General features: G+C 41.9%; 12 protein-coding genes. 3 read left to right on the top strand and 9 right to left on the bottom strand.

What is annotated here, in order from left to right; all coding sequences use genetic code 11:
* Positions 1–4: 4 nt before the first annotated feature.
* The 6 genes from GTQ43_RS24290 to GTQ43_RS24265 all read right to left on the bottom strand — a co-directional run bounded on the left by GTQ43_RS24290 (position 5) and on the right by GTQ43_RS24265 (position 10,337).
* Positions 5–1,327 carry a DUF58 domain-containing protein gene (locus GTQ43_RS24290; protein WP_265275270.1) on the bottom strand — a complete coding sequence of 441 codons (1,323 nt, stop codon included), beginning with the start codon at positions 1,325–1,327 and terminating at the stop codon, positions 5–7.
* Between the two features lie 28 nt (positions 1,328–1,355).
* Complete coding sequence (locus tag GTQ43_RS24285) at positions 1,356–2,213, bottom strand: nitrate ABC transporter ATP-binding protein (protein ID WP_265275269.1); 858 nt, start codon at positions 2,211–2,213, stop codon at positions 1,356–1,358.
* A 472-nt stretch (positions 2,214–2,685) separates the two neighbouring features.
* Complete coding sequence (locus GTQ43_RS24280; RefSeq protein WP_265275268.1) at positions 2,686–4,725, bottom strand: nitrate ABC transporter ATP-binding protein; 2,040 nt, start codon at positions 4,723–4,725, stop codon at positions 2,686–2,688.
* A 66-nt stretch (positions 4,726–4,791) separates the two neighbouring features.
* A complete protein-coding gene (ntrB, locus tag GTQ43_RS24275; protein ID WP_265275267.1) occupies positions 4,792–5,631 on the bottom strand; it encodes a nitrate ABC transporter permease in 840 nt (279 codons plus the stop codon).
* 81 nt (positions 5,632–5,712) lie between these two features.
* Positions 5,713–7,095 carry a CmpA/NrtA family ABC transporter substrate-binding protein gene (locus GTQ43_RS24270; protein ID WP_265275266.1) on the bottom strand — a complete coding sequence of 461 codons (1,383 nt, stop codon included), beginning with the start codon at positions 7,093–7,095 and terminating at the stop codon, positions 5,713–5,715.
* Positions 7,096–8,069: 974 nt separating this feature from the next.
* Complete coding sequence (locus GTQ43_RS24265; protein WP_265276538.1) at positions 8,070–10,337, bottom strand: RelA/SpoT family protein; 2,268 nt, start codon at positions 10,335–10,337, stop codon at positions 8,070–8,072.
* Between the two features lie 297 nt (positions 10,338–10,634).
* Between GTQ43_RS24265 and patD the strand changes: the two genes are divergently transcribed.
* Positions 10,635–10,988 carry a heterocyst frequency control protein PatD gene (patD, locus tag GTQ43_RS24260; protein WP_094327982.1) on the top strand — a complete coding sequence of 118 codons (354 nt, stop codon included), beginning with the start codon at positions 10,635–10,637 and terminating at the stop codon, positions 10,986–10,988.
* 138 nt (positions 10,989–11,126) lie between these two features.
* On the opposite strand, the gene GTQ43_RS24255 is transcribed toward patD, so the two are convergent.
* Complete coding sequence (locus GTQ43_RS24255; RefSeq protein WP_265275265.1) at positions 11,127–11,723, bottom strand: TetR/AcrR family transcriptional regulator; 597 nt, start codon at positions 11,721–11,723, stop codon at positions 11,127–11,129.
* Between the two features lie 350 nt (positions 11,724–12,073).
* Here GTQ43_RS24255 and GTQ43_RS24250 point away from each other — a divergent pair, with 350 nt between their 5' ends.
* Together GTQ43_RS24250 and cysH are read left to right on the top strand one after the other, a co-directional pair.
* Positions 12,074–13,663, top strand: a complete 1,590-nt coding sequence (locus tag GTQ43_RS24250; RefSeq protein WP_265275264.1) for a DHA2 family efflux MFS transporter permease subunit — start codon at positions 12,074–12,076, stop codon at positions 13,661–13,663.
* A gap of 849 nt (positions 13,664–14,512) precedes the next feature.
* On the top strand, positions 14,513–15,238 hold the full coding sequence (cysH, locus tag GTQ43_RS24245; protein ID WP_265275262.1) for a phosphoadenosine phosphosulfate reductase: 726 nt from the start codon (positions 14,513–14,515) through the stop codon (positions 15,236–15,238).
* 133 nt (positions 15,239–15,371) lie between these two features.
* Here cysH and GTQ43_RS24240 read toward each other — a convergent pair whose 3' ends face one another.
* Positions 15,372–16,472 carry a hypothetical protein gene (locus tag GTQ43_RS24240; protein WP_265275261.1) on the bottom strand — a complete coding sequence of 367 codons (1,101 nt, stop codon included), beginning with the start codon at positions 16,470–16,472 and terminating at the stop codon, positions 15,372–15,374.
* A gap of 20 nt (positions 16,473–16,492) precedes the next feature.
* Positions 16,493–18,385, bottom strand: a complete 1,893-nt coding sequence (locus GTQ43_RS24235) for a trypsin-like serine peptidase (RefSeq protein WP_265275260.1) — start codon at positions 18,383–18,385, stop codon at positions 16,493–16,495.
* Between the last annotated feature and the right edge of the window lies 1 nt (position 18,386).

Genomic DNA, 18,386 nt, shown 5'->3' with positions numbered 1-18,386 from the left:
TCGACTAAAGTTGATTCCGCGCTTTGAGTTGCAGATATCGCTCAACTATCTCATCGGCAATTTGATTTGCTGGTGCATCTAGAACTAATACACCTTTTTGTTTCAATTGAGCAAATGCTATTTGTCGTTGCATTAGTAAATCTAGTGCCACTGCACGGGCATAAGTTTCTGTAACATCATCTGTGAAGGTATGTGCTAAACGATCAACTTGCGGATCTCGCAGAGTTACGCAAAATGGCAGATAGCGAGGCGCTAACTTGGAAAGTGCAGCCAGGAGTTCTGTAGAGGCGGTGACATCAACTAAGTCGGTAATCACGACTACTAGCGCCCTGCGAGTTTGACGTTGTAAAACATTTGTCACCGCCCCCAAATAATCGGATTCAAATAATACTGGTTGAATTGGAGTTAAGCGATCGATTAACTGATTTAAATGATGTTGGCCGCGTTCTGGGGGAATCCACGTATGCATCTGGCGGTCAAATACACCAACACCGACGCGATCGCCACGATGTAATCCCGCCAATGCTAAGGATAAGGTTGCATTCAAACCCCAGTCAAATCGCTGCAAATTCTGCACCTTTGCGGTCATTAAGCGGCCGCGATCGAGCAAGATTAGTAAAGTTTGTTCTTGTTCTGGTTCTAGAACCCTTACCAGTGGCGTTGCATTATTATAAGCCCCAACCCGACGGGCGGTAGCTTTCCAATCAATAAAGCGCAAATCGTCACCAGTGCGATAATTCCGCAGTTCGGCAAACTCTGTACCAATACCAGTTTTGCGTTGACGGATCGATCCTGATGATTGCAATGTCAAACGAATTGTCAGCGATCGCAATCCCACTAAATCAGGATAAACTTTCACTGGCAGACTTTGGGCAATTTGCCAATCATCCCAAGCTAATCCCCAAATTCCCAACTGGCGGACTTGAATATTTCCCCAAGGGAACTGGCCGCGCTGTTTTGGGTTGACGGTATATGTCAATTCTTGGGTAGTATTACTGGGAATAATCGCCCGGAGTGTGGGTGCTGATACACCAAACCCTGCTGGGTAGTAATCGCAGATTTCAATTAAGGCGTTGGTATTTGGCGATGTTACTTTTAGCATCACCGGATTATCCCGCCCAATGGATAATCGGGACGGTAATTCGCGGGTTATTTGCACGCGAGAACGCCGCACCTGCATACCATCTGCAACCATCAATCCCAGAATTATGGCATCAAATACCACAATGATAGCGATCGCTGCTTTAATGCTGAGAAAAAGGCATAGGATCGGGGCGATCGCTATACCTAAAACTAGCAACAAATAAACTCGTTTGGAAGGAACCATTTTAGAAGTTAGGAGAATGACGATTAGTTTAACCTACGTCATCATGGGCAAAGCGATTAAAGAGGAAATCTAGAGCATAATTACGTAGTTGATAGTATTGTGGATCTTCCATGATGCGGGCGCGATCGCGCGGACGAGAAAAGGGAATTTCCATGACCTCACCTATTTTCGCATGGGGCCCATTAGTCATCATTACCAATTTATCTGCTAAAAATAGTGCCTCGTCGATATCATGGGTAATCATCAGCACTGTACAACGGTTATCGCCCCAAATTTTGAGTAATTCTTCTTGTAACTCTTCTTTGGTGATGGCATCCAGCGCCCCAAAAGGTTCATCTAAAATTAAGACTTTGGGACGAATCGCTAAAGCACGGGCAATAGAAACCCGTTGTCTCATCCCACCGGATATCTGCATTGGTTTCTTTTCCATTGCATCAGCCAGTCCCACCATTGCTAAATGATCGCGCACGATCGCTCTTTTTTCAGCTTGTGGTTTGTTGGGATAAACGGCGTTAACAGCTAAGTAGATGTTTTCAAAAGCAGTCCGCCACGGTAGCAAGGCATAGCTTTGGAAGACAACCATCCTGTCTGGGCCTGGCTTAGTGATTGGTTCTCCTTCCAGCAACACTTCCCCAGAGGTGGGAAAGTTAAAACCGGATACCATATTTAGAAGTGTCGATTTGCCGCAGCCAGAGTGGCCGATGACGCAAAGAAATTCGCCTTGTTCGACGTTGAGGTTAACGCCGTCGAGTACGGTGTAGGGGCCTTTCTTTGTGGGATAAACTTTGGTAACGTCTTTAATTTCTAAAAAAGGTCTGCGGTTAGTGGTTGCAGTTGCAAATGGTTTTCCTAGTGTGTTTGTAGCTGTTGAGTTGCGGTTTTGCATGGTATTTGGTATTTGGGGATTAAAAAGCTAAATGTATGCGATGTGCAAATGAATATTCTGACCTCTCTCCAAACCTCTCCCCTAGAAGCTACGGTGTACACACATCTCTGTGCTGAGTGCAAAATGTGGCTTGATCCCCCTAAATCCCCCTTAAAAAGGGGGACTTTGACTCTAGTTCCCCCCTTAAAAAGGGGGGTTAGGGGGGATCAAAACGATGTGGATAAGATGATCAGACTTGTGTGTACACCGTAGCCCCTAGAAGGGGAGAGGCTTTGAATTTTCCCCCTTCCCTTGTAGGGAAGGGGGTAGGGGGTTAGGTCTTTTGTTGGTTTTTTCAGATGATGTAAAAAGTCAAATCATTAACGGAGATAAAAGGTGGATTCATCCAGTTCAAATACTCGTCAACGGAGATAAAAGGTTCACGTGTGATGTGCTACTTCTTCCACTCTCTCTTTCTGTCAGGATTTTTTTATCATGCGAGTTTTCTTCTTGGTGCATCAAGAACAACTTCCGCGATTGAAAAATCACACTTAATTTTCAAGCTGTTGAGATAGGCGATGGGATCGTCGGCGTTAAAGGGAGTACCATCAAACATTTTGATCGGCTGACGAATATAGCTAATATCCAAACCTAATTCCCGTGCGGCGGTGCTGAAAACACGCACCCGACAAACCCGTTCAACAACTTCTACCCAATTTCTGGGGAAGGGTGTGTCACCCCAACGCGCTAATTGACTCATAATCCAAATTTGTTCGGTGCGGCTGGGGCGGTTAATGGCAGATTCAGAATAAAATTGGTGATGGGCATAGTCTTGCAACGGATGATCTATATCACAGGTGAGATTATCTGGATCTTCGAGTTGAATGTATTCTAAATCGGTACTAACATAATCTCGCCCTGCTAAGATTTGGCGAATTTCTTGGGCATTATCGGGATTTGCACAATACACGCAAGCTTCTAATAAAGCTTTAGTTAAAGCAATGTGCGTATTTGGATAGGTTTCTGCCCAATCTTCCCGCACACCAAGAACTTTACCGGGGTGTCCTAACCAAACTTCTAAGTCGGTAGCGATGGTAAAGCCGACACCTTCCACAGCAGCGCGATAGTTCCAAGGTTCGCCGACGCAGTAACCATCAATGCTTCCCGCTTTTAAATCGGCTACCATTTGCGCTGGGGGAATGGTCTTCATATCCACATCACAATCTGGATCAATTCCACCAGCCGCTAGCCAGTAACGCAGCAGCAAGTTGTGCATAGATGCGGGATGCACTACCCCCATTGTGTGCCGTTGTTCGCGGGTGCAAAGCAGATATCTTTTGAAATCTGATAAGGTTTGCACGCCTCGGTCGTAAAAGTGTTTTGCCAAGGTGATGGCGTTACCGTTGCGAGTCATGGTTAGGGCGGTGACAACGGGCAGAGGTTGGTTATTATGTCCTCCCAAAGTTAACCACATGGGCATCCCTGAAGGCATTTGAGCCGCATCCAAATAACCCCCACTAATGCCATCGACGATCCCCCGCCAGTTACTTTCTCGTACAAGGTTAACTTCATCTAAACCATGTTTGGCAAAGAAGCCTTTTTCTTTAGCAACTGCTAAGGGGGCGCAAGCAGTTAGAGGTAAAAAGCCAATTTCTAGGTTAACTTTTTCTAACCCATGACGGGCAATATCAGCAGTTTTCCGCGCCCGAATTTTTTTGATCCGTTTCTGCTGATTGAGGAAGTAAATCATCTCACTCCGCAAGCTGTAGTAACTGGGATGTTCTACTACTTCCATCCGTTTGCGGGGTCTGGGAATATCTACTTCGAGAATGTCACCAATTTTAGATTCGGGGCCATTGGTTAACATCACGATTCTGTCAGATAATAGTACTGCTTCATCGACATCATGTGTAACCATGACGGCAGTTACTTGATTTTCTTCGCAGATTCGCATCAGTTGTTCTTGCAAATTGCCGCGTGTGAGTGCATCTAATGCACCGAAGGGTTCATCTAGCAAGAGTAATTTAGGACGAATTGCTAAGGCGCGGGCGATCGCAACTCGCTGTTTTTGTCCACCTGATAACATTCCTGGTTGTTTGTCTGCATGGGGACGCAAACCCACCATATCAATATGTTTTTCGATAATAGCGTTTCGCTCCTCGGCGGGTATACCCTTCATTACCGAGTCCACAGCCAGAGCAATATTTTCTCTTACTGTCCGCCAAGGTAATAATGAGTAATTTTGGAACACCACCATTCTGTCTGGGCCAGGTTTAGTAATTCTTTGTCCTTCTAGGGTGACAATACCCTCACTGGGTAAATCCAAACCCGCAATCATATTTAATAAGGTAGATTTACCGCAACCGGAGTGACCAATTAAAGAAATAAATTCCCCTTTTTTTATTTGGAGGTCGATTCCTTTAAGGGCGATATATTTGCCACCACCAGTTAATTCAAAAACTTTTTCAATTTGATCGACAGCTACGAACATAAGATATTTGGTATTTGGTATTTGGTATTGGGCATTGGGCATTGAAGATTAGAGATGATTGGGGATTAGGGATTGGAAAAATCTTTCCTATTCCCCATTCCCAATTCACTATTTTTGCTCTGCTGGTAAAATTTTGTTTTGCAGCCAACCCATCATTTTATCTAGCACCAAGCCGACAACGCCGATATAAATTAGAGCTAAAATAACTTCGCTGACGTTGTTATTTTGATAGGCATCCCAGATAAAAAAGCCGATTCCGACAATACCGGACATGACGATTTCGGCGGCGATAATGGCTAACCAAGCTAAACCGATCGCAATTCTCAACCCTGTGAAAATGTAGGGTAATGCCGCAGGAATCAAAATATTAAAGAAATAGTCTTTGCGGCTAAGTTGCAGAACTTTGGCGACGTTGTTGTAATCTTGGGGAATTTGGGTAACGCCGACAGCAGTGTTAATTAAAATCGGCCAAATGGCGGTGATGAAAATTACAAATAAGGCGGCTGGTTCGTTTTGTCGTAAAGCTGCTAAAGAAATGGGAACCCAAGCTAGTGGAGGTACTGTCCGCAGTAACTGAAAGATGGGATCTAAAGCTTTGGACATGGTTTTATTGACACCAATCAAAACGCCCAAGCCAATACCAACGATCGCAGCTAGGGTATAACTGATCGCAACCCGTTTCAGACTGGCGAGAATCTGCCAAAATAGACCTTTATCAAGGCCACCCCGGTCATAAAAAGGCCAGAAAATGAGAATCCAAGTGTCTTGGACAACCTGTATCGGCCCTGGTAATGTGGCTCCTGGAGTCCATGCAAATAGTTGCCAAATAGTCAAGAAGATTGCGATTGCGATCGCTGGTGGTATCAAGTCAGGAAATTGCTTTTGCAGACCGGATATAAAGCTATTACTAAATTTGGGGCTTGCAGGGCGTTTTTGAGCTATTGTCATGATGCTGTGTTCTCCTCAAATTTTATTTGTTATTTGTCCTAGACGCGATGATCGCGTCTCTACAAGCAATTTATCGCGTCTCTAAATACTGACCTTCTTGATTTTCAAATTCTTGAGATATTCTTCTGGCTTTTCGGGGTCAAATTTGATGCCATCAAAAAACTCTTCTACACCACGGGATGTATTTGTCGGAATATCAGCAGCAGCAATCCCAGCTTCTTTGGCAGCTTCTTTCCAAATATCTTCACGGTTAACTCTGTTAATCAGTTCCTTGGCTTTAGCAGCATTATTGGCAATATAATCTTTTGGTAAAAATCCCCAGCGAACGTTTTCAACTATGAACCATAAATCGTGACTCTTATATGGATAGGAAACACTACCTTTTTCATCTTTCCAGTAGTAAGCCGCCATTGATTTATCATCAATTTTCCGACCATCACCCATGTCATATTTCCCTTGGTATGGATCGGCCAGAATTTCCGGTGAAGAAAGATTAAAATAATTTCGTCCTGCGAGAATTTGAGCGGCTTCTTTACGGTTATCAAAATTATCTAACCATTGCTGTGCTTCCATAATTCCTTTTAAAATCGCTTTGGTAGCTTTGGGATTTTTATCAACCCAGTCGCCTCTGATAGCTAGATATTCTTCAGGATGATTTTTCCAAATTTCTGCGGTTAATGCTGCTACATAGCCAATTTTGTCTTGCACCAGTCGATATGGCCAGGGATCGCCTGTACTAAAGGCATCCATTGTTCCTGTTTTCATGTTGGCTACAGTTTGCGCCGCAGGTACTGTGAGCAATTTGACATCTGCATCGGGATCTAAGCCACCTGCTGCTAACCAGTAGCGAATCCACAAATCTTGGTTGACATGGGGAAAGGTGAATGCAGCAGTGAAGGGTGTTGAAGATTTTAATTCCTTAAATAAAGACTTAGCGCCAGCGAGTTGTAAACTAATACCTTTGCCTTGGTGCTTGTTTGCGATCGCAATTCCATTTCCCTGTGTAATCAATTGACATAACACATACATGGGAATTTTTTTATTTCCCTTGGTGATTAAACCTTCTGAAATTAAATGTGGCATTGGCATCTGCCATTGTCCGCCATCTATCCCACCACCCGCCGAACCAATTTCTACGTTGTCTCTAGCTGCACCCCAAGAAGCTTGTTTAGAAAGACCAACATCAGTCATGCCATACTTTGTAAAAAAGCCTTTTTCTTTAGCAATAATTAAAGGAGCCGCTTCTACAATGGGTATATATCCTAACTTTACTGTAGTAGTTTCTGGTGTTTGTTCGGGACTAATATTAGCCACCGACTGAGCAGTTGGTTGTTTTTGAGTGCTTCCACCAGTCAGGTTATCAGGAGGATTACCCAAACAGCCTTTAAGGAATACAGTTCCCGCAGATGCTCCGACTGCAATCATGAATTTGCGACGGGAAATTTGATTAAAAAATTCTGTCATAATATCTCCTTTCAAGGTAAATTTTATTTTTTATAGCTATGACAATTTAGGCAAGAAAAACGTTGTGTTTCTTGCATTGTCTAATGATTAATCAAGCTATATTTGCCAACGTAAACGTAGCCATTTCATCAATGACACGGCTACCTATATAAAAACTCGGTTTATTTATTGGCTCTGCTCTAGTGTGACGCAGAGGCATCATTCACCTTGTTGAAATCAGTTTACAGCCTTTGAAGCCCAATTAGTTCACTCGGAGTCTCGAATTATTAAACAAATATTAGATTGCATGTATAAGGAAAAATTTATCTATTTTTGTTAACCATGTGAATAATTTCTAATATATAAACTCTTGTTTATCGAGACTATTGTATTTAGATTATGAATTACTGTTTTCACTTATTTTGTAACTTAATTTTAGTCGTAATTTGTCATATATAAGTTTTTATCTATAATGACTATTATGTTGGGATTATGATTTAAACCGCGTCCATCTTGAACAAAGAGGTAGGGGGAAGTCGCCTCTTCCCTCTGTTGTGAAGCGAAGCGGAACATGGGTTTCTTATAAGTGGTTCTCGTTCAGGTGGGGTCAAATCCCTTTTCTGTTCTATCCCCTTGCTCTTCTTGCCTTGCATTATATGGAGGATTACCAATAATCACTGATATTTTACTTTCATTTTGCCGTTTAATTCTCTCTGTGTTTTATACACTCATGGCAAATAAATCTAATTGCTTGCCTTCAAAGGAGGTATGATCCAGCATATCGACAAAACAAATATTTTCAAACTCTTGATATTCACCCATCTTTTGCTTATAGATGTATTCAATATTCAAGTTAGCTAATAAGGCAAAATTGCTACCTCATTACATTGATTTCCTCCTCTCTTTCTCTGCGCCCTCTGCGCCTCTGCGGTTCGCCTCTTAAAAACGATCGCAAAATAGTGCGTCAAACTCCGTTAACGCACCCCACCAATCACCTACTCGTCAATTTGACCAACGCGGCGGATATTTAAAATGTCGCTCATTTTCTTAATTTGGACAAACACTTGCTCTAATTGAGAGCGATCGCGTATATCTATTCCTAAGTCCATCAATGCAGGTTGACCAATAGACGTTTTCACCTGAGCATGGCGGACATTGATCCCTTGGTCACTCAACCGTGACAAAATATCCTTTAGCACCCCAACACGGTCAAGGGCTTCAATTTGTACATCCACTGGATACGTGTGCGGACGACCACTATTTTCAGCGCCTGGATTCCACCGAACTGGTACTAAGCGCTCATACTCTACAGTTTCTAGATTATGGCAGCCTTGGCGATGAATTGAAATCCCCCTACCTCGCGTCACCACACCAATAATCGGTTCGCCAGGAATCGGGGTACAACACCCAGCTAAATAGTATACCAACCCCTCTACACCAACAATTGGCGAGTCAGTGGCGCGAGAAGTAGTTGGAGGTGCATCTCGCAAAGCCTTTGATGTTGGTTCTTTGGGAATAAATGGCGACACTGTGGAAACAGGCTGTTGTCCCTTCGCCACTTCTCGCCAGCGATTTAGCACTAGGTTCAACGTAATTTCTCCGTAACCCAAACCAGCGAGTAAATCTTCTACGCTGTGGTAGTTACACTTTTCGCCGACAATCTGCATCGCATCGGACTTCAGCAGACTATCAAAACCAGTTTTACCGAGTTCCTTTTCTAACAATTCCCGTCCACGGGCAACATTTTCTTCCCGGCGCGATCGCTTGTACCATTGTTTTATCCGATATTTTGCCGCCGAACTTCTGACAAAGTTCAACCAATCTAAACTTGGATGGCAGTTCTTTTGGGTGAGAACTTCTACAATATCCCCATTTTGTAGCCGCGTTGACAGAGATACCATTCGCCCATTCACCCGCGCCCCGGAACAGTGATTTCCCACTTCCGTATGAATACGATAAGCAAAATCTACAGTGGTAGAACCGGGGCTTAAAGGCACAACATCCCCCTTAGGGGTGAAGACATAGACATCATCTTCAAATAGATTATCCTTGATGCTATCAAGATATTCTTGAGCATCCTTAAGATCAGTTTGCCATTCTAGCAGCTGCCGCAGCCAAGTAAACTTGTCATCTGTCGCTGTCAAATGGCTAATACTAGAACCTCCAGTTTCTTTGTATTTCCAATGGGCGGCAATCCCATACTCCGCGATATGATGCATTTCGATTGTCCGAATTTGCACCTCCAAAGGACGGCCAGTTAGTCCAATCACCCCAGTATGCAAAGACTGGTATCGGTTAGGTTTTGGCAGCCCAATGTAGTCCTTAAATCTCCCAGGAATTGGGCGAAAAGCATCATGAACCACCGCCAACGCCCGATAACATTCCTCATTGCTTTGAACAATAATCCGCAACGCAGCCAAATCATAGATTTCATGAAATTCTTTTTGCTGGCGGTGCATTTTTTGGTAAATGCTATAAAGATGCTTAGGACGACCGCTAATATCCTGAAAGCGGATTCCGGCTTGCTGCAAACGTTCCCGCAGAATGTCTGTAGCCCTAGCCAGTTTCTCTTCTCGCGCCGTCCGTTTTTCGGAAACATGCTCTTGCATTTGGCGGTAAGCTTCCGGTTCCAAATACTTAAAAGCCAAATCTTCCAGTTCCCATTTAATTCGCCAAATCCCCAAGCGATTGGCTAAGGGTGCGAAAATATCTCGCGTTTCCTGGGCACTGCGGCGGCGGCTAGCTTCTGACATATATTGTAAAGTTCGCATATTATGCAAACGATCTGCCAATTTCACCACAATTACGCGAATATCTTGCGCCATTGCCAAAAACATCCGCCGGAAGTTTTCGGCTTGGCTTTCGGTTTTGCTGGTGAAATTGATTTTAGAAAGCTTTGTTACACCTTCAACCAATTGGCGTACTTCTGGGCCAAAGCGTTCTTCTATTTCTTCACTTGTAACTTCTGTATCTTCAACAACATCATGAAGAAATCCAGCTGCTATCATAGCAGCACTACCTCCCAAGTCACGCAGCAAGTCAGCTACAGCGATGGGATGGGCAATGTATGCTTCTCCCGATTTCCGGTATTGACCTTGGTGCAGTTGGTAAGCAAATTCAAATGCGCGACCAATTAAGACTGCATCATTATGCCTTCGGTCATCTTCCGCTTCGCCGTGACTTGTCGATGACTCCTTCAAACATTTTTTTAACCATTCTGGAATGGCTAGATCAATTGGTGAATTAATAGCTAGACTGCTCATACAATTGGGTTTGGATAGGATCGGTAGATTAAGTGAATGATAAATAAAACTGCCAGCATCAACTGAAGAAGATGCTGTCGCCCAGAGACGGGTAGAAAAAACAGTGTCAGGATGATTTTCCAATGGCTGTTGGTAGTCATCCAGTTTGAGTTTCAAGGATCATAAACTTGAAAATGCATTGATGGCAAACAAAGCCTCAAACCATAATTTGAGGCTTTTAGTGCTGATAAATGTAAAAGAGAAGTTTATTGTAGAAGAAAAATTACTTGACATTAATACTATCTTAACTAGCACTGGATGTCTTTAAACCCTGAGAAATATTTGGCACTCGTAACCTTGCTAGAGCAATTACGCACGGATGCCACAACTACCCAAATCGCTGCACCCGAACTGCGACAGCGTGTAGCCTCGTTGCAGCAATTTTTCGGACAGCAAATTGTGCCTTTGGCTGATGAAAACTGGCGAGTCCAGTCTTATCAAACGGAAATGAGTAAACAATTGCGTTTGTTGGCAATAGATGTGATGTTTTTGCAAGGAGCGCGGCAAGCATCGACTGCACAAACGAGACTTCAGACGATTAGCGATCGCTTGACAACCCTCATTCAGTACTGTAATGCTATTCTGCAACCAGAAGCGGAAGGAGAAAAATAACAATTGTTCACCTTTTTCTCTAATTTCTCCATCATCTCATTTATGACCTATACTGGAAAGTTATTTTGCTAACAAGTTGGAATGGGGAATGGGGAATGGGGAATGGGGAATTGCGAAAGCACTTACTACAACTTCTCCCTACTCCCCACTCCCCACTCCCTTCATCAAAAGATTCATTGTGCGGCGCATATACGCTTCTACTGGCTCGGTTATGGGTTTAAAAATAAGTGCATAGTAGAGTGACCCACTTAAAAGGTCGATAACTAGCTCAATATCCGCATCCTTGTGTATTTCGCCTCTAGATTTTGCCCGCTTAAGTACTTTAGACAAAGCTTCACGTCGGACTTTGGTATATTTTGTCCAGTAAACCTCGGCAAATTGAGGATTGCTAGATGCTGTACTAATTATCAAAGCGAGTGTCTGGCGACCAAGGGGACTATCTATTTTTTTAGCGGCATTATTAATCAAAATATCCATGTCTCCCCAAAAGCTGCCAGTATTGGGGATCGCTAAATCATCTCTGAAACTTTCTATCGCGTCTGCAACTAGTTCTTCTTTGGAAGTATAACGCCGATAGATTGTTGTTTTTCCAACTCCAGCACGAGAAGCGATCGCTTCTATACTCATGCTCTGATATCCTACCTCTGCAAGCAAGTCTAAGGTCGCTTGCAGAATTGCTTGGTCGGCGTGGATGCTGCGTGGTCGTCCAGAAGGGCTGTTGATTTGGTTACTCATAAAAATCTCATCCCCAAGCGATATCTTCTTGGCAATTTGCTTCTACCTTTGGACACAGAACAAGCATCTGGGAAACAAATAAGCCCTACAACCCAGTTTTTATGCACGAAAACAGCAGAAACTACCATCCATCTTTAGCATAAGTATTTTTGCTACTTTTCGTTGAATTCTCCCTTGACCATTTTTATATGATACGCTACCGTAGCGTATATATACAATACTTAACTTTAGCTTCTGTGATGCCAAATAAATAGCCCAATCCAGGTATCGCATTGATACCAATTTTTCAAAATAAAGCTTTACCTAGCTTGCTTCTGGTCTTTAGCGAGTATTACAAATTACAAATTAAAATGGCTACTAATATTAAACGTTCTAGTACCGATCAATTTGGTTATGTTCATGGGCCATTGAAGTGGGCGATCGCCTTCACTGCTTCATTAGGTGCAATTTTAGAAGTAATTGATACCAGTATTGTTAACGTCGCTCTCACCGACATTCAAGCAACTTTGGGTGCAACTGTAAGTGAAGTGGGTTGGGTAGTAAGCGGATATGCGATCGCTAACGTCGTCTTAATTCCCTTATCTGCATGGTTGGGAGATTACTTTGGGCGGAAAACCTACTTTATCTTCTCACTGATTGGTTTTACGATTTCCTCTGTTTTATGTGGGCTATCCTTTAATCTCCCAATGTTGATCGCCGCCCGGATTCTCCAAGGTTTATGCGGTGGTGGATTGCTAGCGAAAGCCCAGGCGATTTTGTTCGAGACTTTTCCCCCAGCCGAACAAGGTTTGGCTCAAGCAGTTTTTGGTGTAGGTGTGATTGCTGGCCCGGCAATTGGCCCAACACTAGGAGGATTCTTAGTAGATGGTTTAGGCTGGCGCTGGATTTTCTTTGTCAACATTCCCTTTGGGATCATTGCAGTAGCCATGTCTTTGGCATTTTTGCCCAAGAATAAGGAGAAAAGCGATACCCAAAACCAAGCTGTTGATTGGTGGGGAATCGGGTTTTTAATCGTCGCTGTGGGCAGCTTACAAACTGTATTAGAACAAGGGGAGCAAGATGACTGGTTTTCCTCTAGTTTCATCATCACTCTGACCATTCTGGGCATTGTTGGCTTGGGGTTGTTTATTTGGCGAGAACTGAAAATAGCTCACCCTGCCGTGGATTTGAGAGTTTTGCATCACCGTTCTCTAGCTGCGGGAAGCGTTCTCTCAGCAGTGGTGGGTATGGGGCTTTATGGCGCACTCTTTGCTGTGCCGATATTTGCTCAAAGTGTGCTGCAATTTACGGCAACACAGACAGGACTATTATTAGCACCTGGGGCTTTAGCATCTGCGATCGGGATGGTTTTATTAGGCAAACTAACCAGTGTAGTTGATGCCCGATTTTTAATTGCGATCGGTGCTGTCGGCTCATCTGGAGTCATGTTTCAACTAGCAGCAATTACCCCACAAACTGGTATAGATGATTTATTTTGGCCATTGGTATGGCGCGGAGCCTTTACTGTATTTATGTTTCTCCCTTTAAGTTTGGCAGTTTTAGGCCCACTACCCAAAAAAGATGTTTCTGCTGGTTCTGGTTTCTATAACCTGACTCGACAACTAGGTGGCAGTATCGGCATCGCCTTACTTACTACTCTGCTTGATCGACGACAGACTTTTCATCGAGATATCTTGTTATCAAAACTTAGTCCTTACGATCCAGAAACCAATCAGCGCCTCGATTTATTGAATGGGGCACTGCAAAATCAAGGTATGGATGCGACAACGGCTCAACAACAAGCACTAGCTTTATTAAGTCAAACTGTAGATACTCAAGCTGCTGTTTTATCTTATGCAGATTGCTTTCGAGTCGTAGGGATCGGGTTCCTTTGCTCATTACCTTTGTTACTATTCCTGGGCAAAGGTGGTGCAGGAGTAAAAGCGCCAGTTGGTCACTAGTAGTCTGTCAAGTCAACTTTGCTTACGTAAACTAAATTTTAGAATCTTTCTCTCTTTCTCTCTGTGCCTCTGCGGTTCGTTCTTTTACCCTTCAAAGTTAGCTTGACAAAGTACTAGGATATCTCTCCCATTAATTTTGATGACTTCGTAGTAAGCACTACCCTGCGGGAACGCTGCGCGAACATTGCTTAAAAATCCAGGACTAAAGTCCTGACTACGAACTTGTTCACGTTATAAAAACTAAGGTTTATAGCGATCGCATCCCAATTTTAAATTCTCTGATTGTAAAACTACGTAAAAACACGGCTTAAAAATTATTTTCTACCAAAAATCACAGAAGAAAGTTAACATACACGGATTTATCTTAATCAGAAAAGCAAAAGTCCCACTCAGTTTTGAGCAGGACTATATGAAGTCTTATTGCTAAAATTAGAAATTACGATCTTAGAAAAAGTTCATTATTGTAATAACGCCAACACTGGTTAACATCATTAAAGCGCCCATAATTATAGACTGGCCTAACGGATTGCTGAATTTTGAATCGTTCATTTAAGTAAAAATCCTTTTTTTAATAGTCCCTTAACCATATCAAAATCAGTATAAATATCTATAAAAGCGCTGTAAAACTTAAATTACCGTAAATTATCTTAACGAAATCTTCATTTGTGTTTAAGTATCAGTTTTTACTTGTAATGGGTTACTTTCCTCGTCTCCCCACTTCCCATTCTCCAGTTCCAAAATGTAGTAATTTCCGAACAAAATAATTACCTTATCTCCGAGCGGGATACGCGCCTTTATGGGTTAAAATAAATCCTAATCAAGGTAAAAATATTTGAACAGAAGATTATCATGACAGTCACCACGGCATCTAGAAACCAAGCGATCGCTTTTGACTTAGAAAAATTAAATCAGCAATTTGAAACTGCCACTCCTAAAGAAATACTGGCATGGTCTATAGAGAATATCCCAACGGGATTGGTGCAAACAAGCGCCTTTAACGTGGATGACATGATAATTACCCATATTCTTTACAGCGAACTGAAGCATCCCGTTCCTGTAATTTTTCTCGACACCTTGCACCACTTCCCTGAAAGCCTAGAATTAGTAGCCAAAGCTAAAGAAATTTACAGCCTGGATTTGCAAACTTTCAAAACTCCAGATGTAGATACCCGCGAAGCCTTTGAAGCTAAATACGGGGACAAACTCTGGGACAAGGATATTGCCAAATTCCACCACATTACAAAAATTGAACCACTGCTACGAGGTCTAGACGAACTCAACAGCGTCGCTTGGATAACAGGCCGCCGCCGCGATCAAGCAGTCACCCGTGCTAATATGCCCATATTTGAATTAGACGGAAAAGGTCGGCTTAAAGTAAATCCTATAGCCACTTGGACACGCCAAGACAGCTGGGTTTACGTGGCTGAACACGGAGTCATCTACAACCCACTCCACGACAAAGGTTATCCCAGCATTGGCGACGAACCTATCACCACTAGAGTAGGTGAAGGCGAAGACGAACGCGCCGGACGTTGGCGGGGAAGTGATAAAACCGAATGTGGAATTCATATTTAAGGGGAAGTAGGGAGTAGGGAGTGGGGAGTGGGGAATAGTAGAAAATAAGAATTTCCCTCGACTTCCCCTTCTCTGCTTATTCTGCGCTTCTGCGGTTAGATAATAGTGTTACACAACAAATTTAGAGGCTACTTTATTGACCATTTTGCTGGAAAAGTTGCTCTAGAGAAGCTAATTCAGCCTCTGTCACTGCGTCAATCGGTGGCAAAGGTCGCTGCATAATTGAGTAAAGCGATCGCTTTTGTATTTTTGTAGATTGCAAACCAAGTTCCTTCAATTCCTCTTCAATTTTTAATCTCATATTGCGTCGGTCAGCTTTAGTTACATCAGGACTTTGGAGAATAGCTATTTCAATAGCAGGTAAAAGAAATTTCTTTACTTTCTCATATTCTCCTGAAGAAATAGCATTTTGAGCTTGAGTAACTAGCTCTTTTATAGTTTTTAATGACTCCCAATCTTGCTGTTTGCGCTTTTCTATACGAAACAGCATATAGCTGTACCCTTCTAGGGGTTTGCCATCACGCTCAAAAGTTTTTGTTGGGCCAGGTGAACCAAAACAAAGGCTATCATTCACAATACAAAGGTTATCGCTGTTTATCTTGTTATCCTGCGCCAAAATTGCGGCAAAATAACCTGCTTTCAGGGAATTACTACCACCTCCATCAGCTTCAGAAAATGTTTGTTGGTAGCCTAGTTCTAAGCGACGCTCACCAATATCGAGTAAATCTTCAATACCCCGATATATTGGTTCTGCTAGCTTTATAACACTTGAAAGTTCCGGCACAGGTAGCAATTCAGAAAATCTGCCCATCGTCTTAATAAATTTACCGATAGAGTCATTATTAGCTATGCTAAATAAGCCTGTTTGTAACTCGACTAATCCATCATTGAAGGGAAATAAGGATGTGAGAGGATAGTTGCATTGAATGACTTTATCCAGATTATCTGCTATTGATTTTTCTAATTGTCCAGGTGCTGCTAGATAGGGAATTATTACGGATTTCCCACCATGATTGAAGCGGACAGCAGCATGAACCACCGGATATCTTTGCTTGAACCATTCTACATCTTTAGCCAAGCGCATCTCCACTAGCCAGATACGACAATAGGCTTCACCTGCAATAATGGGTTTTTCATCGTAGTCTACATCAACTCGATGTTTTGGTAGAGAAAGGGTTTTATATTTTGGAGCCTCACGGCTGAAAGTTTCAGATAAACTCTGGAAAAAGCTCATGAAATTATTCCTCTGTTACATCAACCTAAATGCGGTGAAATCTGATTCCAAATAGCACGAATGGGAATACCTCCCGTTGAACCCGGAATCACGGTACGTCCTATACCGGGATTTCCTTGATGAATTGCAATCAATTCCCATTGGCGATTAAAAATTGGTGCGCCAGAGGAACCATCATCAGTTTTCACATTATGGTCAATGTAATCTTCTCCTACTTGCGTAATTTGTCCAAAGTCGGAAATTATCACCGGGTTTCCTTGGGGATGATGGATAATACGAACATCTTGATCGTTATCTAATATAGATGTTTCATTAATAAAAATAGCTTTTTGTTGCTGAGGATTATCTTTTATTTTGACTAAAGCGTAGTCAGGGCGATTATGATAGCTGACAAAAGTCATATCTACCTCAAATAAATCATTGTCCAACTGACGGCTGTCAGCATTGTAGTTAAAACGTACCCAAGCTTGTCTAACTTGAGTTTTGCTGAAAATGTGATTGCAGGTTAGTAATAGATTTTTACCTACTAATACTCCTGTCCCAATACCTGTTTCTTTGGGTGATTCGATCCTACAAACAGTGTTACGAGCCTTTAAAGCGTTGAGATTTTCCCGACCTCGTTCAGCTAATTTAGTGAATAACTCTATATCTTGATCTTCAAACTCATAACTTTCTTTTCGATTTAGTAGATACTGTAATAATTTCATCATTGGGTGATGATCTATTCGCTGATTAGATACTTTATAATCTTTAAATTTTGCTACTACTCTGTTGCTGAATTCTACAGGATTGCTAATAAAAATTATAGGTCTAATAAACGACTCTTCAACACCTGATGAGCTAAATATGCTTCTCCAACTACTTGCATTATCAAACTTCGTAGCAAAGAATTTTTCTAGACTATTCTCTAAATATACAACATCATTTTGCTCTAAAAATATTTCCGGCTTCATGACGTTCTCATTTGTCATAATTAAACTATAATTTTCAGTTGTAAATAACGAATTTTCAAAAGTTTGAGTAGCTGGAATAGATAATGAATCAGCGACAGATTCCGATGTTGGTTGCTGAAATCTCTCATCTAATTGGAATTTAGATGTTTGCACATTGTTGCTTAAAAATGGAGTTAGGATTATAGGTTCTGTAGTAGCTTGGGTATAAGTGGTCTGATTAAATCGACGCTTCAAGTCCTGAAGAAACTGTTTTAGTGAAGTTTTTTGTAAATAGTGTCTTTTTAAGGCTTTTTCAATTGTTTTAAGCAAAGTTTCATATAGATTATTGATATATTCTTCCCGTACAGCTTTTGAATTATCTAGCTCAAATGACCAGTAATTATACCATTGCCAAAGAGATTGAAATTGATTGGATTCAGGAGCATCTATACCTATCTCCCGAAGGAGATTTATTTGTAATCTAATCTCCCAATAAAGCTTTTTATAGCCCTCATCTTCAGACTTAACTAACTCAACAGGCTGTCCTTGAGTAGCTACCGAAAGCATGGTTAACTTTAACTGTTTAATCTTTGCTATTAGATATTCAAATCGTGATATTTGCCACTCATCAAATAATTCTTCTTGAGATTTATCTTTAATATAACGCTGGCACAAAATAAGATTAATTTGATTGAAAACACTACTATATAATTCATGAATATATCCTGCTTTTGAAGCATATCCACTTTTTAAAGATGACCAGTGAACGCGCCAATTTGAAAGAGATTTAAAGTTATTAGGATTTTCGATGTAAACCCCTTCCTCTTCAAGAGATTCCATCAGGTCAACAATATTTTTATAAAGTAGTGTATACTCTTTCTCTTTTTCATGAATTTTCAACTTTCCAGTAGAAACCGCAATCATGATTAATTGCAACTGTTGCACTTGAGTTAACAGTTCTTCAATTAGTGCTACTACCATA

Origin of the sequence: Nostoc sp. KVJ3 (assembly GCF_026127265.1) — a bacterium.
Taxonomy (GTDB): domain Bacteria; phylum Cyanobacteriota; class Cyanobacteriia; order Cyanobacteriales; family Nostocaceae; genus Nostoc.
The sequence above is the reverse complement of the archived record's forward strand: the minus strand, read 5'-3'. Positions and strand labels throughout refer to the sequence as shown.

Excerpts from the sequence above, each read along its gene's own strand:
- GTQ43_RS24290 (WP_265275270.1), bottom strand. The coding sequence starts at position 1,327 with ATGGTTCCTTCCAAACGAGTTTATTTGTTGCTAGTTTTAGGTATAGCG.
- GTQ43_RS24255 (WP_265275265.1), bottom strand. The coding sequence starts at position 11,723 with ATGAGTAACCAAATCAACAGCCCTTCTGGACGACCACGCAGCATCCAC.
- cysH (WP_265275262.1), top strand. The coding sequence starts at position 14,513 with ATGACAGTCACCACGGCATCTAGAAACCAAGCGATCGCTTTTGACTTA.
- GTQ43_RS24250 (WP_265275264.1), top strand. The coding sequence starts at position 12,074 with ATGGCTACTAATATTAAACGTTCTAGTACCGATCAATTTGGTTATGTT.
- GTQ43_RS24265 (WP_265276538.1), bottom strand. The coding sequence starts at position 10,337 with ATGAGCAGTCTAGCTATTAATTCACCAATTGATCTAGCCATTCCAGAA.
- GTQ43_RS24280 (WP_265275268.1), bottom strand. The coding sequence starts at position 4,725 with ATGCCCAATGCCCAATACCAAATACCAAATACCAAATATCTTATGTTC.
- GTQ43_RS24270 (WP_265275266.1), bottom strand. The coding sequence starts at position 7,095 with ATGACAGAATTTTTTAATCAAATTTCCCGTCGCAAATTCATGATTGCA.
- GTQ43_RS24285 (WP_265275269.1), bottom strand. The coding sequence starts at position 2,213 with ATGCAAAACCGCAACTCAACAGCTACAAACACACTAGGAAAACCATTT.
- GTQ43_RS24240 (WP_265275261.1), bottom strand. The coding sequence starts at position 16,472 with ATGAGCTTTTTCCAGAGTTTATCTGAAACTTTCAGCCGTGAGGCTCCA.
- GTQ43_RS24235 (WP_265275260.1), bottom strand. The coding sequence starts at position 18,385 with ATGGTAGTAGCACTAATTGAAGAACTGTTAACTCAAGTGCAACAGTTG.
- patD (WP_094327982.1), top strand. The coding sequence starts at position 10,635 with ATGTCTTTAAACCCTGAGAAATATTTGGCACTCGTAACCTTGCTAGAG.
- ntrB (WP_265275267.1), bottom strand. The coding sequence starts at position 5,631 with ATGACAATAGCTCAAAAACGCCCTGCAAGCCCCAAATTTAGTAATAGC.